The organism is Tautonia rosea (genome assembly GCF_012958305.1).
Classification (GTDB): Bacteria; Planctomycetota; Planctomycetia; order Isosphaerales; family Isosphaeraceae; genus Tautonia; species Tautonia rosea.
This window is the reverse complement of sequence record NZ_JABBYO010000027.1, coordinates 25,153-46,552: the sequence shown is the minus strand read 5'-3', so window position 1 is coordinate 46,552 and position 21,400 is coordinate 25,153. Positions and strand designations below refer to the sequence as shown.

Genomic DNA, 21,400 nt, shown 5'->3' with positions numbered 1-21,400 from the left:
TACCGTTCATGAGTCAGTCCTCTGAACCCTACGACCGTGTGCCGGGAATAATGAAAATAATTAAGTACATTCGGCTTATGAGTTGTCTTGATGGGAAATTGGCTCATAGAGCCTTAATATACTCTGAACGGAACATGCCTATTTGCTCTCACTCTTGGATACCCTTGCCTTTTAGTTCTGCCCGGCAATCTTTTTGCGATCAGGCGACTGCAAAATCATATGATGAATGGCGTGCTTGATATGACAACGCAAGCCAGATGGATCGTCAAAGTCGATTGCCTGGCAACCACCCATGCACGCAGGGAGTACAGTGCATTCACGACATGCGGTACATTCGAAAGGAGAAAACGAATTCCATTCGTTGGCTCGCTCGTACACTGACATGGATCCATCGTGATTAAGACGGCCACAGTCTTCAGCTGGATCATTGAATCGATGGGTGCATTTTGTTAATCGCAAACCTGGAAGTATGAAATAGTTGCGACTGGTCACGGCGGTGCAATACAGTTTCCCCGGCTCTCTTAACAGACCGCCGCTTTCGGCAAGATAAAAACCCATCTCCTTTGCAGTAGCAATTGCGTCGGAAAATCTTGCGATAAACTCGTTGCTATCAACGACGTTTGATTGGGAAAATCTAAACGTGCTGACTACTGGAGTAAAGGCAAGTTTTATAAATTCTTTATATGAGCTGAGGTCGTCCAACAGCGGCTGCCAGGCCGCCAAGGAGGTAGGAGTGTCGACTGACAAATTCATGCGTATCATAACAAATTTTTTGATAACATTATATGAGTTGACCAAATTTTCTATACCAGTTAGTACCTGCTTGTACGTTCCGCTGCCGTTTGTCGCTAATCTTTGCTTGTCATGAATCTCTTGTGGCCCGTCGATAGTAATTTGAATGCGATTGACTTTGCATTGTTTGAGCGTGCGGCAATTGTCAGGACTAAGAAGAACCCCATTCGTTGAGATATTCGCACCATAGTTTACCCCATAGTGGTCGCACAATTGAATAGCATAGCTGGATAGATGTTGTATTAGCGAAATTTTAAGAAGTGGCTCACCGCCCCACCACGTTAAGTCCAGAAACCGCAAGGAAGCGACAGCCCGCTCAAGTAGTCGCTTTATTGTTTGGATTTCATTGTCTTGCCATTTGGACCCAGCATGCATTTGATTGCAATACACGCAACGTAGATTGCAAGAATGAGTTAGAACAATAGCATAATTTGCGTAAGTTGAATTGTGTTTGTTGTGGTTGTAAGTCGCTTTCAGACTTTCAAGCTCATCATAATCCACTGGAAGTAAAAAGCGTTTGCGAATAAGAATGTTTTTGGCGACAATTGCAAGCGGGTTATCTTCGACGTTTGGGTGATTGGGCGTCTCAAGAGCCTGTGTAAAAAACGGGTCGAATTCAGTAGGGACATCAAATATCTCGTTGTGCATAAGGTTAGCATAAACATAAGATTGAGTATTTTTATCGTGAACTTTATGGATATACCGATTTGATTTGAGTTGGCCATTCATTGTTTTGTTTCCAATAAAAAAAGCCGCTCTATGCTCGTGGAGCATGAAGCGGCCATCAGGACCAGCGGTAATTGCCCACCTTGAGCAACCCCTGGATCTTAGTGGATCAACTTGTTCCGTGAGAGTCAAGAGAAAAACAAGATCCACTTCGAGTTTTCGAGTTGCCGGTGTTAAGGTTCGCCGCACGAATGGCACTTAGATTTCCGCAATCGATTGCACAAGAACGGGATAGGAGGATGTCGGCCGTCCTGCTCTGATGAGGGCGTACCCAACTCGCCCAATCGGAGCCGGAGCGATGCGTCGCCACGCGCAAGAACGTCTTCGCCAGCAGGACGGCCTCCCCTTCGCCGATGTCCGCTCGACGGCGGGGCTCGAGGAGGCTCTCCGCGAGATCCCCTCCGGCTGGAAGGACCGCATCTACACTACACCCCCCTGGTCACCCTCTGGGTCTTCCTCGACCAGGTGCTCAACGCCGACCAGTCGTGTCGCGCCGCGGTGGCCCGCCGCGTCGGCCAGGACCTCGACGCTCGGGTCGACCGTCTCGATGCCCGACACGCCGGCCAACTGCTCGGAGTACCCGCCGGCCTTCAACCAGGTCCCCGGGTCGAGCTTCGCCCCGGCCCGCACCGGGGCGATCATCTCGCTGTCCTGCGGGGCGACCGCCTGATGTCGGGCTGGGTCGGCATGCATCTGCTGAAGCAGCGCGGGGTCGACACCGTCATCCGCCTGTAGGCGCACCGCCGGGTCGACTTCCGCAAGGGGACCCGCCTGGGCAAGGATGACCACCTCGTCGTGTGGAAGAAGGCGACGTCGATCCGCTCGGTGGACCGGGAGACCTACAACGCGCTGCCCGACTCGATCACCGTCCGCAAGGTCCGCTTCCGCGTGGAGCAGCTGGGGTTCCGGACCCGGTCGGTCGTCGTGACGACCATCCTCGACCCCGAGCAGGCGAGCGCGGAGGAGCTGGCTTCGCTCTACCGTGCCCGGTGGAACAACGAGCTCGACCTGAGGTCGATCAAGGTCACGCTGCAGATGGACCGTGTGCGTCTTACGAAGTCCATCTTGCAGGGCCTGGTAGCATCGTGGGGAGACCAGCCACTCTCCCCGAGGAACGACCATGGCCATTCGACGCGGCAAGCCTCGCGATCCGCATAAAGAGCGCTTCTGGCGGGAGACCATCGAAGAGCAGCAACGCTCTGGGCTCTCCATCGCGGCCTACTGCCAACACCATGATCTGAAGGCATGGACCTTCCGCTGGTGGCAGCATGAGCTCCGGCGACGCGATCGCCAGGGTGTTCAACGCTCCATGACCAAGCGGAGCGGTCCCAGTACGGACCTGGTCCTCTCCTCGGCGTTCCTGCCGGTCCAGGTCGTGCCTGACGACTCCGGATCGTCCCAGGACCCAACACCGATCGAGATCGTCCTGGCTGACAGGTCGACCGTCCGAGTCGGACGCGGCTTCGATCCCACGACACTCGATGCCGTCCTCACCGTGCTGGAGGCCCGCCGATGCTGAGCTTGCCTCCTTCGGTTCGCATCCTCTTGGCCAAGGATGCGGCTGACATGCGCAAGGGATTCGACGGCCTCTGTCAGCTCGTCCGAGATGTCCTCGAGGAGGACCCATTCACCGGTCATCTCTTCGTCTTCCGCAATCGCAGGGGAGATCGCTTGAAGATCCTCTATTGGGCGGGGGATGGCTTCGCGATCTGGTACCGGCGGCTGGAGAAAGGGACCTTCCGATTCCCCAGTCCAAACGAGGCCGAAACGACCAGCGTCACGGTCAAGGCGGGGGACCTGCTCATGCTGTTGCAGGGAGTCGACCTCAGCTCCGTCACGCGACGGCCACGCTATACACGGGAGGCGATCTGATCCCGAAAACGCAGGCCGTTTTCGGGCGTTGGCATCTCCCCAGACGCATGTTTGTGGATAGAATTCTTGTATGAACGACGCCGCGACTCCACTCCCTGATGACCTGGCGTTGTGCCACGAGATGATTCGTCAACAGGCGGAGTCGCTCCGAGACGCACACCGTCGAGTCGAGCAGCTCGAACACGCGATGCAGCGTCTGCTGCGGCAGCTCTACGGACCACGTACCGAGCGGGTCGACCCCGATCAGCTCCGACTCTTCGACGAGCCCGACGACGAATCAGCCCAGCCGGACGACCCTTCGCCACCAATCGAGGAGAAGCCCACTCGGACGTGGCGACGTCGAGGTCGGCAACGACTCCCCGAACACCTCCCTCGCGAGCGTGTCGTCCTGGAACTCTCCGACGAAGAACGGGCCTGTCCCGGCTGCGGCCAACGGCGGATGCCCTTCGGCGAAGAGGTGAGCGAACAGCTCGACTACGTCCCGGCCTCGCTGTTCATCCGCCAGTTCGTCCGCCCCAAGTACGCCTGCTCCTCGTGTCAGGAGCACGTGGCGATCGCGGCCCAGCCGCCCCAGCCGATCGACAAAGGGCTGCCCGGGGCGGGCCTGCTGGCCCAGGTGATCACCAGCAAGTACGGCGACCATACGCCGCTGTACCGCCAGGAGGACATCCTGGCCCGACATGGCGTCACCCTCTCGCGAGCCACGCTCTGCGGCTGGATGGCCCGGGCGGCCGAGCGGCTCACGCCCCTCTACGAGCTGATGATCGAGCGGGTCCAGTCCTCGAAGATCATCTGGACCGACGACACCACCGTGCCGGTCTGGGACCCGACGCTGCCCGCGACGCGGACGGGGCGGTTCTGGGTCTACATCGGGGACGACCGGAACCCGTTCTGCACCTATGACTTCACGCCCCGCCACACCCGGGACGGCCCCGAGCGATTCCTGTCGAACTTCCGGGGCTACCTCCAGGCTGACGCGTTCACCGGCTACGACCGGCTCTGTGCCGGGCCGGACGTGATCCGGGTCGCCTGCTGGGCCCACGCGCGTCGCAAGTTCTATGAGTGCCGGACCACGGCCCCGGTCCTGGCCCACGAGGCACTGGCCCGGATCCGGCAGCTGTACCGGATCGAGACGGGCTGTCGGGCGTTGCCGGCCGACGAGCGACAGGCGATTCGTGAGCGGGACGCGGTGCCGCTGCTGGCGGCGTTCGAAGCCTGGTTGGACGAGCAGTCCCGGCAGGTGCTGCCAAAGAGCCCGCTCGGGAAGGCGATCGCCTATGCCCGGAACCAGTGGCCGGACTTGCAGACCTACACCCGCGACGGCGAGCTGAGCATCGACAACAACCTCGCCGAGCGGACGCTGCGTGCCCAGGCGATTGGCCGGAAGAATATTTATTTGTTGTGAGTGATCGGGGTGGCCGGACAGCGGCGATCCTCTACAGTTTCGTAGGGAGTTGCAAGCAGCTCGATGGTGATCCCTTCGCCTACCTCAAGGATGTGATGGAGCGGCTGCCGATCCATCCGGCGGACCGCTTGGTGGAACTCTTGCCCGACGCGTGGTTCGCAGCCCATCCGAACACGCGACGCAAGGTCGCGTCCTGACAGGCCGGCCCAGGCGAGCAGGGTCTGGACTCGACCCGGGTCCGGCGATAACGTGCGGGGTGAGCGGCTGTCAGCCGCCTCTACCCTGCGCGAACGTCGTTCAAAAGACGGTCACTGTAGAGCTGCAAGACTTCACGGAGATTCAGGCCATACAATCGTTCAATTTCCCGTTCGATGAGGTCGCTGATGGCAATGGTCTATTCGTGATTGAGAAGGCAACATACCTTGCTCCAAGACGAGCCAGGATCAAAAAGATCGAAGTGCAAACTGAAACCAATTGTGAAAAAAATCGATTCCATCCTACAAAAATCTCGTTGTGGAGAGAAAACAAACCGTCCGATTCTCTTCAAATCGACGCAAACATAAAAGATTGCGTTAACTATACTCAGAGCTGCGATTACTTAGTTCGATTTTTGCGCCGCTATGTTGTGGAAGGTGAGATCTCAGGATTTGACCCGGACGAGCCCGTCCGAGGCGAGGTTCTCGTTGAACTCGAGGAGGAAGACCGCGAAGCTCTGGTCCCAATGGGATGGGAGAGACAATATCCAGCAGAGGAGGCGCTGAAAAACGAGATGCGTGCGCATCTTGAGGGATCCCACGTGTTTAAAGACGAAACGCCTGGGAAGAAAAGGTGTCCGGTTGATGGCACGAGGCGAAAGCACGGATACCGCAAGTATCACAAAGCTGATATTCGCCCTCAATACGATACGCTAATTATCCTTGTGGACTGGCAGAACAGCGTTGGGCAGGGAAGCATGACGATCGACTGGCATGCACATGTCAATCAGAAAAATTACGACAAATGTTTAGGGCAAAAATATAGCGCCACTGTCGAAGCCGCAGGGAAAGTATACTTGACCGTACGGATTCGTGTTCATCCCAATCGGGTTGAGGTAAACATCTCGGCGCGAGTTCAAGTGGATGAGTATTGGGGGCTTCCGCAATGGCCTTTCCTCAGAGAGGACATCGACAACCTGATCGAGAATCAACTTCAAGGGAAAATTAACGAAAAAATTCCCGAATATGAGAGAATTGCGGAAGACAAAATAAATTCATTGCGAGAAGTCGAAAGTGGACTCGCTCTTCGTAGCAACAACATCCTCGACTTTATCGATGAAGATTTAATGCAGGACGCTGAATCGCCCTTATGGGACTGGCTCGTTTCGGACTGCGAGTTGCTCTACGCGGAAGGTCCAAGCCGGCCTTACAATTTGATTCACTACGACGAAATCAATCCCCAGCTGATCGCCGATGCATTAAACAACAAGGACTTTTCTACGACGATTCCCCTCGTCGAACTTGGAAGTATTGGAAACACAGTATACTTTATTAAAAATTTACAATTAAGATTGAAGACGGAAGATAACCAAGGAAACGGTTCAATTGTGCCGGGAGCAATTAGGATTATTCTCTCACCATCAATTCAAGTAGTTGTCACAGATGCAGTTGGTTATTTCGCTTTCGATGGAGAGACTAACATTTTCCAACAAAACAGATTGGACGGGAGCGGTAGTTTTTCTCTCGCGTTTTCCCATACTTACCAGCAGCCAAAGATCGAGTTTAGAGGTTTTCAGCTCAGGGATCTGGCTGTTACTCAGCTTGGCTCCGATCTTACTGAGTGGCTTCGAAACAAGCTCAACGAAGAACTTCCCAGCAAGATTGCTGAGGACGATCAATTACTGAGAGACATTGCAATATTGCTCAATGAAGCAATTGCAGATGCGATTTCACAGTCGGAGGCGTCTAAGACTTTACGGCTCCTTGAGCGAGAGGAGTTTTTCGAGCAACGAGAGCTTGCAAAGTTATTTCACGTCGAAGAATAATCTGCGTTTGCAGCACGGACATATTGCAACACAAGCAAATGTAATGTGCTGTTTTTCCGATGACGGTAGAAATACCGTCCATATCCCGGCTTTCAGCCTTCGCACTGATGCCAGAATTAGGAAAGGGAGAAAAATGGCAACATCATACGGGCTTGTTGATGATGACGGTAATGCGATTAGCGGGACCGCTGATTGGTCCGTCAGTGACGTTGCCGTCGGGCGTATTGAACTGACCTTTGATAGAGATGTGTCCAACGCGGTCATTGTCGCTACTCAGCAAACGCCCTACTGCGATTCTCTGACGGGTGAAGCCATCCAGGTTGGAAAGGATAGCCGTAATAATCGAGTCGTCTGCGTCTACAACGCTCGGAGCAGGTTTAGCTTCATCCTCATAGATTCCGATCCCCGATAGCTTTTGTCCGCAAGACGGTCACTTCGCACTTGAACAACAACTGGAGACTCGCCGTGACAAATCGAATTGCCGCAATTCTCGCTGCTTTCGCGGCCTTTGTGCCAGCCTGCGATGTTAACGCTCAAAGTGAAGCCGCCGCAAACTCCAAGCCGTCGGCAGCTAAAATCTACGCCCAAGGTAGTGTAACTGCCAAGGTGTGCGCTGAAGCTGAATTCCGCGCGAGTCAGTCTCTTGGTCGTGTCACAATCTACGCCGAAGGAGAACACGCAACCGCCGGGTATGAGGTCTTCTTTCAACAACTGCCGATTCGAGTATGGCCACCGCAGTACAGGCTCTGGCACATTGAGCCTACCGGTACCCCCGCAAACGTTGTGACGCCCTTTGTCGAGTCGACATCGTTTGACGCTGCAGAAGCTGTTGACATGGTGATCGTGTACGATGCGGGGGGACAGAACGAAATTCCTGTCGAGCAAACCGCACACGATGCGTCCGATGAATCGGACGCGCATGCTGATGATAAGGCGGCGGATGGCAAAGTACTCTTCGGAGAATGGTGGTCTCCGGATTATCGATTCGCAGTGCGGGGATGCGACTTTGTTGCCGTTGTCAAGATGATCAATGGTGTCACCCACGCACCTCCGACTAAACGGATATTGGTTACCGACTACGTTTGCACCATCGATCAGGTCATAAAAGGGCAACCAGAGTTAGAGGACATCACGATTCGCAATGTTGGTGGTGAATTGGCTGACGAAGGCATGAATTCGACGCATTCGTACAAGCTACGACCCGGGCAACGATATCTTGTGTTTGCACGCAAGCTCAACGGCCGACACGATCTTGTGCACGCGATTCAGGTCATCAGTGAGGAGAACATTTTAGCAGACAAAGCGGGCCGCGTAATCGTAGGAATTCGCGATGGTAAACTGCTCACGCGTCCGAATCCTCAATTTGACCATCTGCACTACATTGCATCATCACCACCAACCTCTCTGCGACCGGCATCAAATCCCACGGCCGGGATGTTGCCCGGTGGCTACCAAAGAGTGCAGGCGGGAGATTTGAAGAACAAAGCTGCAATGTCCCTGGACACGTTTACTGAATACCTGCGATCGACCGTCGCGGGAGAATGCCCCAAGGACATCGCGCCAGAGCCCGTTCAGCCCGACGCCAATTTGCAACTGCCGGAACGCATTCTGTGGAAGTACGCGGGTTATGTGTCATCGTTCCAGTCGTACTACCATTACATTCCTGACGACGATAACTGGGAATGGCTAATGAACTGCCACAACAATTGGAACCGTCGCGTGACACCACCCGACTACCTTCTCAAGTATAAAATCGATGGAAGCAGTAACCCAATCCGCAATCGTCTGCCCGTCGCCGACAATGGACGCTTTGACTGTGGCGTGTTAACGGATTCTCAAATGGAAGACGCTGGGTATGATAGCTGGACAACGCGTCCCGCTGGAGGAATATGCTACCAGTGGTACACAACGACGAATGGGCGAATCAAAGAGGCTGACGTCCTGATAAATCCAGCCTATTCGGGCACGGAAACTTACTTTCGCGTCATTGCAACTCACGAACTCGGCCACGCACTCTCGTTGGACCACGAGAATCGATATGTCGCTGTAATGGATCAAGGTGACTACACTCCAAACTATTTGTCCTGGTGGTACTCACGCTCAGATGATTTTTTTGGCATTCGTGCCATGTTGGAATGGGTCAATAGCAACATCGGAGCAGGGACATGGGACATCGCTGAATTCACGGACATGGCGACGTGGTCTCAAGCGCACCCAAATCCAGGAACTAATTCCGATCAGGTAATGACGAGCATTTCTTCTGACACTGTTCGAGCCGGCGACCAAGTCACGTTTAGAAATGTACATATAGAAAACAGAGGAAATATCGATGCGACTAACATGAAAATCTCTTTTTATCTTTCATCAAACGATAATATCACGAGTAGCGACCACGAAATTACCTGGTTCCGTTGGGACACATTCGACGGAGATTACTGGCACGGAAATCTCGATGCCACGATTCCCTCAGTTTCTGCTGGGACGTACTATGTCGGTTGGATTCTTACAGCAGATCAGAGTGAGATTTCGGAGTCGAACAACAAAGCTATTCTGCGCCAAGGGTCCGTCTCCAGTGGTGGAACTATCAAGACCATTCGAGTAAGGAACTGACGGTCGCTGGCAATGTGCACAACCATTTGACCGGAGCGGGTCCTTCGTGCGGAAGTGAGTCATACCGCCAGAAAGTGTCAAGCGGAAAACGTGGTCTGCTTGACGCTTACTGCGAACCGAAGGAGGCAAGCTCAGCATCGGCGGGCCTCCAGCACGGCGAGCACGGCATCGAGCGTTATCGGATCGAAGCCGCGTCCGACTCGGATGGTCGGCCCGGCGGGCAGCACGATCTCGATGGAGGTCGACTCGGCGGCCGGCTCCAGGGAGTCCGGCACGACCCGCACCGGAAGGAAGGCGGGGCGGAGGGCCAACTCGGAGGAGGGGCTTCGCGCTGGGCGCTGGGATGATGTCCCGCCGGTAGTGGGAAGTAGAAGAGATCGGTGGCGGCTCCGGCGCTCGATGATGCCGTATCATCGGGTGTCTCGGAACCCTCGCACAGGAGCCACCACCGATGTCCCAACGCTACCATGTCGTCGACCGGCCCGACAGCCGGGCCCCGCTCGATCCCCGGAAGCTGGCCCAGGTCCTCGCCCAGGACGGCCAGCTCCTGTTGCCGATGCTCGACCTGATCGAGCATGCCGAGGCCGCCGTCGACGACCTGATCGACGTCATGGGCCGGGCCACCATCGAGGCGGTCCTCTTGATGAGCGCCGCCGGTGTCGCCGGCCCCAAGCAGCAGGGCAAGAGGGCCGACCGCGACGTCGTCTACCATGGCTCCCAGGCCGGGCGTGTCGCCCTCAAGGAGCGGCAGCTCCGCGTCACCAAGCCGCGGCTCCGCAAGCGGGCCCCGCAGTCTGGCGAGCCGGGCGAGGTCGAGGTCCCGGCCTACGAGGCCATGCGCAAGGACGGCCGGCTGGCCGACCGGATGCTGGAGATCCTCATCGCCGGCGTCTCGACCCGGCGTTACGAGCACGTCCTGCCCGAGATGGCCGAGACCGTCGGCGTCTCCAAGAGCGAGGTCTCCCGCGAGGCGATCGAGGCCGGCGAGCGGCTGCTCAAGGGACTGGCCGAGCGTGACCTCTCGGGCCCGGACATCCTGGCCGTCTGGATCGACGGCATCCAGCTCGGGCCGTATCACGTCATCTGCGCCGTGGGCGTGGACGCCGACAGCCACAAGCACGTCCTGGGGCTGCGGGAGGGGGCGACCGAGAACTCCGCGGTGGCCACGGCCCTGCTGGAGGACTTGGTGCGACGTGGCCTCGATCCCGAGCGGCGGCGGCTGTTCATCATCGACGGGGCCAAGGCGTTGCGGGCGGCGATCGACCGCGTCTTCGGCGCCGATCAGCCGGTCCAGCGGTGCCGCAACCACAAGCTCCGCAACGTGACGGGCCACCTGCCCAAGGACCAGCACGAGCAAGCCAAGGCGACGCTCCGGGCGGCGTTCAAGCTCGATGCCAAGGAGGGGATGGCGAAGCTCGAGCAGTACGCCTCGTGGCTGGAGCATCAGTGGCCCGACGCGGCGGGCTCATTGCGAGAAGGGCTTGAGGAGATGTTCACAATCAACCGTCTGGGTCTGCCGAGCCTGCTCCGCCGCTGCCTGGGAACGACGAACCTGATCGACAACGGCCATTCGGCGGCCCGAGACCGGATGCGTCGGGTGAGGAACTGGCAGAGCGGCTCGATGGCGTTGCGTTGGACGGCGGCGGCGTTCGACGCGGCGTCGAAGGGCTTCCGCCGGATCATTGGCTATGAGCATATCTGGATGCTGAAGGCCGCCTTGGAAGAACCCGCAAAGGATCGATCGCTTGTCCAGCAGGCGGTCGCCGGATAACCTCGAATCGCAGCCGGACCGCCACCACTTCCCACTACCGGCGGGACATCATCACGCGCTGGCCGCGCGCTTCGCGCGGCTAGGGGCTGGGGCTTTGCTCAGCGCGGCACCCTGCCCTTTGGGGTATGGGTCGGGTAGCCCGGGCAGGCCATTCTCAGGGGATTCACGGCTGATCGCCGTAAGTCCAAGTACCAGCGTCCTCAATCCGAGGTGGAGATCAGCGAGGAGTCTCAAAAATTGTGCCAAAAAAGCAATGACACACACTTGACGTGGCGGCACTCCCAAGAGAACTTGATCGTATAGAAGGTTTGCTCGCGATGGGTGGCCCAGATCGGTCAAGAAGTCCCTGTCTATGCGTCACCCTGCATAGATGGTTTTTTGTTCGCGGCACGGACTTATAGCCAAAATATTTGCGTCCACATAAGTTCAATATATTTAGGAGTCCACTCGAATGGCCATCACCAGCAATGATCTCGTTAAGGCCTACGAACAAGGTTGAGCGGCGGAAACGGAGGCAAAACGGACCGAGGCGTCTGGACTGTCCAATGAATGGGTGCGATTCACTCACCATTGCCGGTGTAAAGAGCAATGGAGGAGAGTACAGCCATGGCGGACATTGCCGAACAGGAACCACAGCAAGATCGAACCTCACAGGATCTCGCCAGGCAGATTCGAGATCATGCGAATATTACACTCTCTACCTCCCATGTCAGCGGTGTCAATGATAGTGCCACAGCTCGGAAGAACATCGTAGACACGGCTGAGGGACGACGAGCACAGAGGAGCAACTACGGCAACGCACCGGGAGGAGCAGTTGACCTCGATGTCGATATGCTCACTGGGATGCTAGGGCTGGCCGGAACCTACAGGTTTCGCGTGAGTGAGATCGCTGGTGGTTCCCACAGCGCGAACTCGCGCCACTACGCGGGCGTGGCGTTCGACGTTGACCAGATTAACGGACGGCAGGTTAACAGCAACAATCCTGATTATCAAACTTTCATGCAAATAGGAAGAACCTTGGGGGCAACTGAGGTCCTCGGGCCAGGTAATGTTGGGCATGACACCCATGTTCATCTAGCATGGCCTCGCAGAGACCTTTCCGAGAAAGACGACTCCAAGCCAACGTGTGAAGGAGGGCAGCCTATTACTTGACCAACGTGAGGCGGAGTAGTTACTTGACCCATTGGGTTCCATGTCTGATATATACGCACTTGTCATGATTCACAGTATTATGGCACACAACGGCTTCGCCAGGATTGGACCAACGTACGCTCTGCATCAGAAGTTACCTCACTGGATGCCCCAGAATTGAGGAGGAACTTTCGATGAGTGCCATTGCTCGGATCTCTTCAAGGCTTTTCAAAATGCTCACGGAGAGTCCTCACTGGTTCGTAATCCACAACGTCAAGTACTTTCTGAACAGACTAGTGAAGTACCCTCTCGCCCCTGTCCTCGTCGCAGAGGGTGAATCGTGGCTCGACTACGACTTCACGGCTCGATTCCTCGACGCCGGGGGACGTGATCTCCTTGCCCATTTGGGCGAGGGAGGTCGCTACAGCATCCTGCGGCTGAGTGTCGCCGGGTTTTGGCTATAGCACAGAGTTCGGCCCAAATGACGGCGGCCAGGAAGAATTGCATACGTACAATGCGATGCGTTGACGTCGGTCGGCAACCGAGGCACACCTACTCGACTCCGGAGGCTCCAATGTCTGAGAACACATCCAACAACAGTCCGCTTGGATTCATTGCGCTCGCCACCGACCAACTGACTATCCCGCTATTGGTCTCACCAATCGACTTTGTACCGAGCAGCGGGCCGGTCCAATCGAAGCCTAAAGCCGTCTCGGAACTTGGCCTGCCACAAATTGAACTCATGGATTCTCTTTCTAGAACCCTTCCAGGTCAGGAACGCTTTCAATTAGAAGGTCATGTCAAAGTCCTGGGCGTTAAGGGCCTTCTGTCCCTTTGTGACCGTCACTTTGTCATCTACATAATCGGGGAAGGTGTGAGGGTAGGAACTGTCTGCGACTTGCCTGCTTACCTCGTTCGCATTCCTATCAACATCGACCTGCCCTTTGTTGAACTCTCCTACGGTAGTTCTCTCACCAACGCCATCGAACCGATGGGTCCGTGCAGCACGAGTGGCAGTTACCTCAGGCTCTCGGGTAGTTTCGACCCTGGCTCCAGGAAAATCACGCTAAGGGTGGAGGGTCGAGCCAAGCTCAAGTGCTGGGGCAGAACCATCATTAATGAGACCGGGTCCACCACTATCGACGTGACCGTCGATGAATTGCCAGTTTGCGGCATTGGGGACGCCGACATTAGCGGCAACGTCTTCGGCGCAAAATTCAAGGCTAAAGCCTGCTACGGTGGAAGCTACGTCAAAATTACGAATGCATGCATTTACGCAAGTTGGCAGGGAAACGAATTCGAGCTGGCGTGTGCGGACAATATTATCATCCCCATCCCTACAGCTATACCGGCGAGTGCCCCGAAGGAGTGTGGCTGCGAGTGACTCGCCCGCCCAGCAGCGAGCTATAACCGAAAGTCGTTGATGGACAGATGATGATGGACAGATGAGGAGGGCGGCGTACCCTTGGTGAATCGCCAGACCACCAACCGGCCGAAGTGGCCGAGGAGTACGCCGCCGTGAATCAGTCTATCATCGGGTTCGACGCCGGGTCAGCCGATCCGCTGACCGACCTCCTCCGCCAGGGTGCTCGCACCCTCTTGGCCCAGGCCATCGAAGCCGAGGTCGTGAAGAGGACGGTTTTCATCGACGGCATCAGGGAGAAGCCCGCCGCCTGAACGGCCTCCGTCCACAACTCTTGACCATACCCCGGCGCGGGTCGTCCACACCGCCTGATCGAGGGGCCCGCTGACCGCCGGTTGGGAGGACCGAGCCGAGTTCACCAAGATCGCGGGAGAGCCCCGCTTACGCGCCCATTTCCAATTGACTGCCCGTCACAATTCGCACATTTTTGGCGACGACCGTTTGTTTGCCAGGGCCGGACTCGCACGGCAACGCCACGCGATGTGTCGGAGTACCGATTAGAGAGTCAACTATGCCGTGGATCAATACCGATTTCGCCGTAAGCGCAGAACCCGACGGAGAGTTTCACAAGAGTCGGGAAGTAACGGCCCCATTGCCTGGTAAGCTGACTCGTTACAAGGTCGAAACAACCACCGGGTGCGAAGGTCGGGCACACAACACAACTTTGAAGATCTACCGAGTGGACGACCCTGACGACAAGATCGAAATTGGACCAATACCTGTCCTCGACTGTACGGAACTCGACCGCCAAATAGACCCGCCATTTCGAATTAGGAAAGACCAATCCTACGTTGTTTCACTTCACAGCGTGGGCTTTAAGTCAAACGAAAAGGTTGAGGGAAGGGCCGCCATCGAGTACTCCCTCTTTGTTGACCTATCAAATGACGTTGCCCCGCCGCTCACGTATCGTGAATGGGCTGACTTCGATATCTTAGAGACTGCCCGATTTGATGGGCACTCAGGCGCAGTTACGGGAGCCACGTTTTTGACGGATGACTTAGCTGTATCTGCAGGCATAGACAAGACCATCCGCTTCTGGGCCGTAGATGACGGTAGCGAGCATGAAGTTCTTCACCACAGTCAGCCCCATGCTCGTTTCTGGACTAACGGCAGCGTTGCATTGTCATCGCCTCATGCATTAGTCGCGAATTCGCTATCGCTGTGGGATCTTTGGGGCCGGAAACTCATACGCGAGTTTGACGTGACAAGTGACCCGGTGGCGATAAACGACGTCGCCTTCTTTAGGCTATCGTCCACAAGTGCCGGATTTGACGCGGCTGTTCTTGCACTATATCGGAACAACTCTCGCTCTCCTCGCATTGAAGTGTGGAATCTTACGACTGGGGAAGTGCTTCGTAGTGTTGAGACGTGGGCCAACAGCGCGGTTGCAGTCGACGTGTCTGTTTTAGGGGGTCTGCTTGCAACGGGTGGTCCTAACGGCTGGGTTCTCTTGCGTAACCTCGAGACTCTCAAAGAAACTTCTCGACTAAGTACTGCTTGGAGAAACGTAAGGATTCGGGCGGTGGCCTTTAGTAGCTCAGCAGTACTGTCTGCAAATGGCGACCATACGATTTCTGCGTACAGGTTTCCGGATAATGCCTGGGAGAGTAAAGGTTGCCACGGGAGCTCTGTTCGGTCTATTGACGCGCTAGAGACAGACCTGCTTTGTTGTGTGGTAACAGCGTCTGAAGATGGTCTAGTGTACTTTTGGAAGTGGCCCAGCCTTGAGCTGACTCATACATTTGATGGGCACACAGCTGCCGTCAATTCCGCAATGCTCAATCAAAGCCGCTTTGGCCCGATCCTCGTAGTGACAGCAAGTGATGACGGGACATCGAGGGTTCTGAAGCTGCGGCGGATGTGAGCAGTTCCAAGGAGTGCCCGCTTAATCCGCGTGCGTGATCGCGCATGTTTGTCTTGGTTCAACGGTAATTGGAATTGGCGGTCCAGTGAGTTGAACATTGTGGCGGCATCGTGCCAGTAAGATCGGGCATCCTGCCCGAAGGTTTTTCGCATGGTGCAAACATCGAAGGGAAGAGGTCGGCATCAAGCGACACCACCACACTTGGGGTCACCTCACGAAACGGACTATAAAGCACGCTAACCGTCGAATCACAGCGCTCCCCGCACACCCCATGCACCACGGTGCGGACGCCGCCGCCCGAAATCCGACGAATCTCCCGACATCCCCGAGACTTGCCGCGTCTACAACCCGTAAACGAGAAAACCCGATCGTCGCCCGAACCTGCCGCGATCCCTCGGGATCGGGCGTAGACGACGAGGACCACGGCCCACGGGGAAAATCGCGACGCCGTCGCGACAATCGGATCGGGGCAGGGCGGATAGAATTCCCCGGACCGAACCCGACCATCGAGGGGGAGCGAGCATGGCCTACGTGGCCACCGAGAGCTGCATCGGGACGCTGAACCAGGACTGCCTGGCCGAGTGCCCGGCCGACTGCTTCTACTTCGTGCCGGGCGCCCTGTTCGGCCGGGGCGTCGGCTTCCTCCGCGCCGGCACTGACGACGGGGACTCCCGGCCCCGCCCCGGGATGCTCATGATCAACCCGGACGAATGCATCGACTGCGGGGAGTGCGAGACGGCATGCCCGGTCGAGGCCATCTACGAGGACCGGTCCGTCCCGGAGGGCTCCGAGCAGGGATATTGTCAAATGTCGTTGATGGTGGCTCTCAGGCGGCGGGCTTCTCCTGCTTCACGCCGTCCACGAAGACGGTGCCCTGGATGACCTCGGGAAGGAGTGTCGAACCGTTCAACGCACGCCACTTCTTCGATGCCGATTCCATCAGCTTGTAGACCATCGTCAGGCATGCCGTCCGGCTCCCGCTCCCCTTCGTCTTGGCGTGACGCAGCCGGACCGTTGAGAATACCGACTCGATCGGGTTCGTCGTGCGGATGTGGACCCAGTGCTCCGCCGGGAAGTCGTAGAACGTCAGCAGCGTCCCCCGGTCCTTGGCCAGGCAACCCGTCGCCTTGGGGTACTTCGCCTCGTAGGTCGCCACGAACAGGTCGAACGCCTTCTCCGCACCCTCCCGGCCCTCGGCCTGGTAGATGTCGTGGAGCATCCGCTTGGCCTTCGGCTGCGAGCCCCTGGGCAGCTTGTCCAGCACGTTGGCCGTCTTGTGCACCCAGCATCGCTGCTGCTTCGTCGTGTCCCAGACCTGACGCATCGCCTTCCAGAAGCCCAGGGCCCCGTCGCCGATCGCCAGGCTCGGCTCGACCTCCAGGCCCCGGGCCTTGCAGTCCAGCAGCAGCTCCTTCCACGACTGCTCGCTCTCCCGGTAGCCGTCGGCGATGGCGATCAGCTCCTTCTTGCCGTCGGCGGTCGCCCCCATCAGGACGAGGATGCACTGGCGGCCCCCCTCCAGGCGGATGGTGAAGTGCACGCCGTCGGCCCAGACGTAGACGAAGTGCTTGCCCTCCATCGATCGCTTCGACCATGCCTCGTGGTCGGCCTCCCAGGCGGCCTTCAGGCGGGTGATGGTCGTCGCCAAGAGGTTCGGGGCGTCCGGGCCGAGGATCGCCCCGAGGGCCTCGGCGAAGTCGCCAGTGCTGATACCCTTCAGGTACAGCCAGGGGATCAACTCCTCCAGGTTCCTGGTCCGCCTCAGATAGGGGGGCAAGACGGCGGGCGTGAACTTCTCCCGCTGGCCCGGCGGCCTGCGGTCGTGGACCCTCGGCTGGCGGACCTCGATCTCGCCGATGCCGGTCTGGATCGCCCGCCCGGGCAGGTGGCCGTTGCGGACGACCTGCTGACGGCCCGAGGCGTCCCTGAGGTGGGAGTGGGCGTCGATCCAGGCGGCGACCTCGGCCTCGATGGCCTCGGCCAGCAGCCGCCTGGCCCCATCCCGGAGCAGGTCGGTCAGCATGTCCTGGCCCGTGGGCAGCGGCACGATGGGGGGCTCGGTGGTAGACTCGCTCATGGCGGGGTACTCCTCGGCCTCGTGGGCCATCGGTGTGCTCTTTAACGATTGCATCACCAGGATACCCCGCCGCCCTTCAACCTCCTGTCAACGACTTCTGGTTATACCCCCTCCGAGCAATTCACCCGGCTCAACGCCGAGATCACCCGGGCGATGACGGCCGAGCAGAAGGAGCGTCTGCGCCGCCGCCGGGCCGATGACTAAGTCGGATGCCTTGATGGACCACCGAAGACGGCCGATGGTAATCGAGATGACGACGGAATCGGGGACAGGGCACGCCAGGACGGGCAGGAATTGGAAACGCTCCGGACGAGGAAGACCCACCCCCGAACTCGTCTTCCGCTATCCCTAGTTCCTGGACTTCATCGGCCTGAAGGATATCTATAGCGAGCCCGACCTCGAGGGGGCGATCCTCCAAGAACTGGAGGGATTCATCCTCGAATTCGGGAGCGGCTTCGTCACCCGCCAGAAGCGGCTGGTCATCGATCGTAAGGATTTCTACCACCGCAAACTTCGGAACCTGGTTAACACTCAGTCCATGCAAGGCATGATGCATTCAAAAAATTTCCCGGTTATTGCTTGACAAGGCGCTTGGGCCAGGCTGAAACTGACCAGTATACGAACTACTCAAGATGGGTAGTCGTGAATCCGGTCGTGAAGGCCCCAACATGCGTCACTATGCATGATGGGGTTTTTTTGTGCCGTCACCTTAGCAAAGTCGCATGGTGTAATGAGGGCAAAAACTTACCAAACACAGGCTAAACCATGAAACACTCTGCACGCTGAGCAGAAAGCCGGGTGCATTAAGACAACCGCTTGGCGTGTTCCAAAACCGGTGTCCTCTCCTCCCCGAGCAATCCCAGCAACCCCCCAATCTCTGCGGCGAAGGAGGTGCCGACAGTACATCCGATCGAAGCAAGCACACGAATTAGACCAGAACAATCACCTAAACTGAAAATATCACATAGCCATGAGAGACTTCGAAAAGATCAAGTCGGCATTAGTGAGACTCTGGACTGAGTGTCCAGCCATTACAACGATTCGCAATATTAAATACTTTGTAGACCGCTTGGTTAGGTATCCGTTAGCTCCAATAATAGTCGCGGAAGGCGATTCTTGGTTTGACTACGACTTTACCGCGCGATTCCTTGAGGGTGGCGGACGAGATCTTCTCGACCACTTGGGCGGTGGTGGTCGCTACAGCATATTCCGCATGGGGTTTGCAGGTGACACCCTCAGCAACATGGTTCATTCAAACCAAATCCAGAGCGTTGTTAAATTTATCGAAATTCTTTCACCTGATGTTTTTTTGTTTTCAGGTGGTGGCAACGATTTCTCCGGCCAGGATGGTGTTCACCTAGAGAAACTACTAACCGCCACGGGGCTCAACGACGAGTTAGTCCAAGATTGCATCTCGGTCAAGTCTAAGCAACATTACCAAACTCTCATTAACGCAGTGCGATCGGTATCCACCTCAGTACCGATCCTGGTCCACGGCTATGCCTATGCACGTCCCGACGGAAGAGCCGTCGGACCAAATCAGAATCACCCCTTCGCTGGCCCCTGGCTAAGACCTGCATTCGAAAGAAAAAACGTCCCAGAACACTTGCGCCAAGATATTATTATTCGTCTTATCGATATTTTTAATGAAATGCTTCAAGAACTAGAACAACAACACAATAAAAGTTTGTTGAAATATGTAAACTTGCGTGATGTTTTGAACTTATCCACTGAACATTGGTCTAATGAACTTCATCCCACCAACTTGGGCTTCAAGCGGATCGCTGAACGTTTTCACTACCACTTGAATAATTTTATCTATACATCATCTTGTCGAGCTAGCCTCTGAATCTGAAATCTTGGGGAAGCGCCGCTGTGTGGCCAGTACCAGACGAACCTCAAGCTGAGGTGCCTTCCGTCACAGACGAAGGAAGTGCCACTGTGCATGAAAGGTTGAATCATGTCCGACGTAAGTTTTTCGGTCAACGAGTGCATATTTGGTTGGACTGCGGCATACAATCGTACCGACGAGCGAGTTACCTTAAGGATCCGGCTCGTCCCTCAGTACCCAATTAGTAACGAAGCACTTAATCAATTAAAGCAAACATGGAGAAACGGTATAATTGCAAAATGGAGTCAGAAGCATACTTGTCCTCCGAATTTAAACAAAATTCAGGTGGACGTCGCATGGGTGGAATCTGGCGAGCATCACATAGTTAACGTTCATAGAGGGCCGAGGACGTCGAACATGAATAATTGGGACGACCAAGACGACGGCAACACTGTAGCTCACGAAGCCGGCCACATGTTCGGAAATCCTGATGAATACACTGACAGCCGATGTCCTGCTCGCTCACCCGTGAACACCGGCAACGTAATGGATAAACGGACTGGACCCACCGAAGGACGCTTATACAACGACATTTGCAGTCGTCCGTCGGCGGTTTCGTCGCCGTATCACCAAGAGGTAGTAGCTCAACTTACGGAAATAAAGGGAGACTTACGTAGAATTGTGCTGAATATTTCGGGTGGCATGCCGGAAGAGCATTGCAACAGTAATATCGTAATCGACAAAGCTCTGGGCACCGTAGAAATTTCGCAAATGGACAAATTGGACAAAACGAGGAATGTCGTCCTAACCGCGAAGCACAGTTTCCCATTTGAACGAATCACTCTTACAGCAAGCAAACCTCGTGTGTTCGATAACGGATCAACCAACTTCATCCCGGACAGCTTAGTCGCATCATTGACCCTGGAAACCGATATTGGGAAATGGACTACCCACTATGCTGTCGAACAAGTCAGTACCGTGCGGTTACCAGGTCCTCTGGGCAACCTATACTCGGTGACTCCTTCTACGAGTTCAATTTTTATAATGCAACTCCACTATCTCGTTATAACAGAGACTGCGCATGTGCTAATCAGAGAAGGTCGGCACTGATTTCTGTTCATCGGAGCGGGTCACATCAGATTGGGTCTTCTTCAATTACCCAAGGCGGAAGGATGAAGAGCGTAAAGCTCGGACGTGGCCGGTGGCCGGCTTCAACTTCCGAGAGCGGCGTCCGCAAGAGGCTCACTCCTTCTCACAACGCAACTGAGGGATATGATGGACGACTTCAACCGTCGGAAAGCCATGCACATGGCGGCCACTACTGGGGCTGTGACTGCCGGAGCCGTCGTGTTGGGCGGAAACGCTCATGCGGCACAACAGGAGGGCCAAGGGGCCAGTGGTTATGGCTACAGCAACCAAGAAGCGACACGGGAGGAGGAGCAGGCCCTCGAGCGTTTCCTGCAGAACCAAGCACAGAATCCCGCATTTCGTGATATCCCTCGGGGTACCCTCCCGATCCCGTACGCCTTTACCATCGGAGCGGTAAACGTCGTTGGGGTGTTCTACCTCCGCGATCCGATCGAGAGCAGTTCCACGGAAGGAGCTGTGGCTGGAGCCATTAATGGGACGTACAATCTCGACAGAGACAACGCTGACGCGACGTTTTACGACCCCACAGGATCGCTTCTCAAGCTGGAGCTCAACCTGAATTTCCAGGAGAGGAGACTCCGGGCACGCCTTTGCAGTCGCACATTCACAGGATGGAAGTGCTCGGATTGGAAGACCTTGGTTTCCTGGTGATCAGGAATCTCGGGGCTGACCGGGCATAAGCCCGGCCAGCTTCATGATGACCTTCTTCTCGCTGCCAGATGACACGAC

At 56.3% G+C, this 21,400-nt stretch carries 22 protein-coding genes; 18 read left to right on the top strand and 4 right to left on the bottom strand.

Annotation, left to right across the window (positions count from 1 at the left end):
• Nucleotides 1–171: 171 nt before the first annotated feature.
• Nucleotides 172–1,566, bottom strand: a complete 1,395-nt coding sequence (locus HG800_RS26020) for a radical SAM/SPASM domain-containing protein (RefSeq protein ID WP_169981161.1) — start codon at nt 1,564–1,566, stop codon at nt 172–174.
• Nucleotides 1,567–1,938: 372 nt separating this feature from the next.
• Nucleotides 1,939–2,259 (bottom strand): hypothetical protein, encoded by a 321-nt coding sequence (locus HG800_RS26015; protein WP_169981160.1) that lies wholly within the window; start codon nt 2,257–2,259, stop codon nt 1,939–1,941.
• Nucleotides 2,260–2,313: 54 nt separating this feature from the next.
• Between HG800_RS26015 and HG800_RS26010 the strand changes: the two genes are divergently transcribed.
• The 7 genes from HG800_RS26010 (at nt 2,314) to HG800_RS25985 (ending at nt 9,425) form a co-directional block, all read left to right on the top strand.
• Nucleotides 2,314–2,676, top strand: coding sequence for a hypothetical protein (locus tag HG800_RS26010; protein WP_169981159.1), 363 nt, complete (start codon nt 2,314–2,316; stop codon nt 2,674–2,676).
• Nucleotides 2,639–3,037, top strand: coding sequence for an IS66 family insertion sequence element accessory protein TnpA (gene tnpA, locus HG800_RS26005; protein WP_169981158.1), 399 nt, complete (start codon nt 2,639–2,641; stop codon nt 3,035–3,037). Before HG800_RS26010 ends, tnpA begins: the two co-directional genes overlap by 38 nt.
• Complete coding sequence (gene tnpB / locus HG800_RS26000; protein WP_169981157.1) at nt 3,031–3,390, top strand: IS66 family insertion sequence element accessory protein TnpB; 360 nt, start codon at nt 3,031–3,033, stop codon at nt 3,388–3,390. The genes tnpA and tnpB overlap by 7 nt, the downstream gene beginning before the upstream one ends.
• A gap of 70 nt (nt 3,391–3,460) precedes the next feature.
• On the top strand, nt 3,461–4,795 hold the full coding sequence (gene tnpC / locus HG800_RS25995; protein ID WP_206352470.1) for an IS66 family transposase: 1,335 nt from the start codon (nt 3,461–3,463) through the stop codon (nt 4,793–4,795).
• Nucleotides 4,792–4,992, top strand: a complete 201-nt coding sequence (locus HG800_RS27800) for a transposase domain-containing protein (protein ID WP_206352469.1) — start codon at nt 4,792–4,794, stop codon at nt 4,990–4,992. The genes tnpC and HG800_RS27800 overlap by 4 nt, the downstream gene beginning before the upstream one ends.
• A 59-nt stretch (nt 4,993–5,051) precedes the next feature.
• Nucleotides 5,052–6,815, top strand: a complete 1,764-nt coding sequence (locus tag HG800_RS25990) for a hypothetical protein (RefSeq protein ID WP_169981156.1) — start codon at nt 5,052–5,054, stop codon at nt 6,813–6,815.
• Between the two features lie 465 nt (nt 6,816–7,280).
• A complete protein-coding gene (locus HG800_RS25985; RefSeq protein ID WP_169981155.1) occupies nt 7,281–9,425 on the top strand; it encodes a hypothetical protein in 2,145 nt (714 codons plus the stop codon).
• Nucleotides 9,426–9,556: 131 nt separating this feature from the next.
• Here the strand turns inward: HG800_RS25985 and HG800_RS25980 are convergent, their stop codons facing one another.
• Complete coding sequence (locus HG800_RS25980; protein WP_169981154.1) at nt 9,557–9,736, bottom strand: hypothetical protein; 180 nt, start codon at nt 9,734–9,736, stop codon at nt 9,557–9,559.
• Between the two features lie 140 nt (nt 9,737–9,876).
• On the opposite strand from HG800_RS25980, the gene HG800_RS25975 reads away from it, so the two are divergent.
• The 7 genes from HG800_RS25975 (at nt 9,877) to HG800_RS25945 (ending at nt 16,496) form a co-directional block, all read left to right on the top strand.
• A complete protein-coding gene (locus HG800_RS25975; protein ID WP_169981153.1) occupies nt 9,877–11,196 on the top strand; it encodes an IS256 family transposase in 1,320 nt (439 codons plus the stop codon).
• Between the two features lie 606 nt (nt 11,197–11,802).
• A complete protein-coding gene (locus tag HG800_RS25970) occupies nt 11,803–12,348 on the top strand; it encodes a hypothetical protein (RefSeq protein ID WP_169981152.1) in 546 nt (181 codons plus the stop codon).
• A 173-nt stretch (nt 12,349–12,521) separates the two neighbouring features.
• Nucleotides 12,522–12,791: a hypothetical protein gene (locus HG800_RS25965; RefSeq protein WP_169981151.1), complete on the top strand. Its 270-nt coding sequence runs from the start codon at nt 12,522–12,524 to the stop codon at nt 12,789–12,791.
• A 110-nt stretch (nt 12,792–12,901) separates the two neighbouring features.
• Nucleotides 12,902–13,711 carry a hypothetical protein gene (locus HG800_RS25960; RefSeq protein ID WP_169981149.1) on the top strand — a complete coding sequence of 270 codons (810 nt, stop codon included), beginning with the start codon at nt 12,902–12,904 and terminating at the stop codon, nt 13,709–13,711.
• A gap of 113 nt (nt 13,712–13,824) precedes the next feature.
• The gene (locus tag HG800_RS25955) at nt 13,825–14,004 is read left to right on the top strand and encodes a hypothetical protein (protein WP_169981076.1); all 180 of its coding nucleotides are present in this window, start codon (nt 13,825–13,827) and stop codon (nt 14,002–14,004) included.
• Between the two features lie 425 nt (nt 14,005–14,429).
• On the top strand, nt 14,430–15,614 hold the full coding sequence (locus HG800_RS25950) for a WD40 repeat domain-containing protein (RefSeq protein WP_169981147.1): 1,185 nt from the start codon (nt 14,430–14,432) through the stop codon (nt 15,612–15,614).
• Between the two features lie 522 nt (nt 15,615–16,136).
• Nucleotides 16,137–16,496 (top strand): 4Fe-4S dicluster domain-containing protein, encoded by a 360-nt coding sequence (locus HG800_RS25945; protein WP_169981145.1) that lies wholly within the window; start codon nt 16,137–16,139, stop codon nt 16,494–16,496.
• On the opposite strand, the gene HG800_RS25940 is transcribed toward HG800_RS25945, so the two are convergent.
• Nucleotides 16,441–17,691, bottom strand: coding sequence for an IS256 family transposase (locus HG800_RS25940; RefSeq protein ID WP_169981143.1), 1,251 nt, complete (start codon nt 17,689–17,691; stop codon nt 16,441–16,443). The two genes, HG800_RS25945 and HG800_RS25940, sit on opposite strands and share 56 nt — an antisense overlap.
• A gap of 355 nt (nt 17,692–18,046) precedes the next feature.
• Between HG800_RS25940 and HG800_RS27795 the strand changes: the two genes are divergently transcribed.
• The 4 genes from HG800_RS27795 to HG800_RS25920 all read left to right on the top strand — a co-directional run bounded on the left by HG800_RS27795 (nt 18,047) and on the right by HG800_RS25920 (nt 21,322).
• Nucleotides 18,047–18,274: a PDDEXK nuclease domain-containing protein gene (locus tag HG800_RS27795; protein ID WP_261345991.1), complete on the top strand. Its 228-nt coding sequence runs from the start codon at nt 18,047–18,049 to the stop codon at nt 18,272–18,274.
• Nucleotides 18,275–18,661: 387 nt separating this feature from the next.
• Nucleotides 18,662–19,540 (top strand): SGNH/GDSL hydrolase family protein, encoded by an 879-nt coding sequence (locus tag HG800_RS25930; RefSeq protein ID WP_169981141.1) that lies wholly within the window; start codon nt 18,662–18,664, stop codon nt 19,538–19,540.
• Nucleotides 19,541–19,651: 111 nt separating this feature from the next.
• The gene (locus HG800_RS28555) at nt 19,652–20,632 is read left to right on the top strand and encodes a reprolysin-like metallopeptidase (protein ID WP_169981139.1); all 981 of its coding nucleotides are present in this window, start codon (nt 19,652–19,654) and stop codon (nt 20,630–20,632) included.
• Between the two features lie 162 nt (nt 20,633–20,794).
• Nucleotides 20,795–21,322 carry a hypothetical protein gene (locus HG800_RS25920; RefSeq protein ID WP_169981137.1) on the top strand — a complete coding sequence of 176 codons (528 nt, stop codon included), beginning with the start codon at nt 20,795–20,797 and terminating at the stop codon, nt 21,320–21,322.
• Nucleotides 21,323–21,400: the final 78 nt, after the last annotated feature.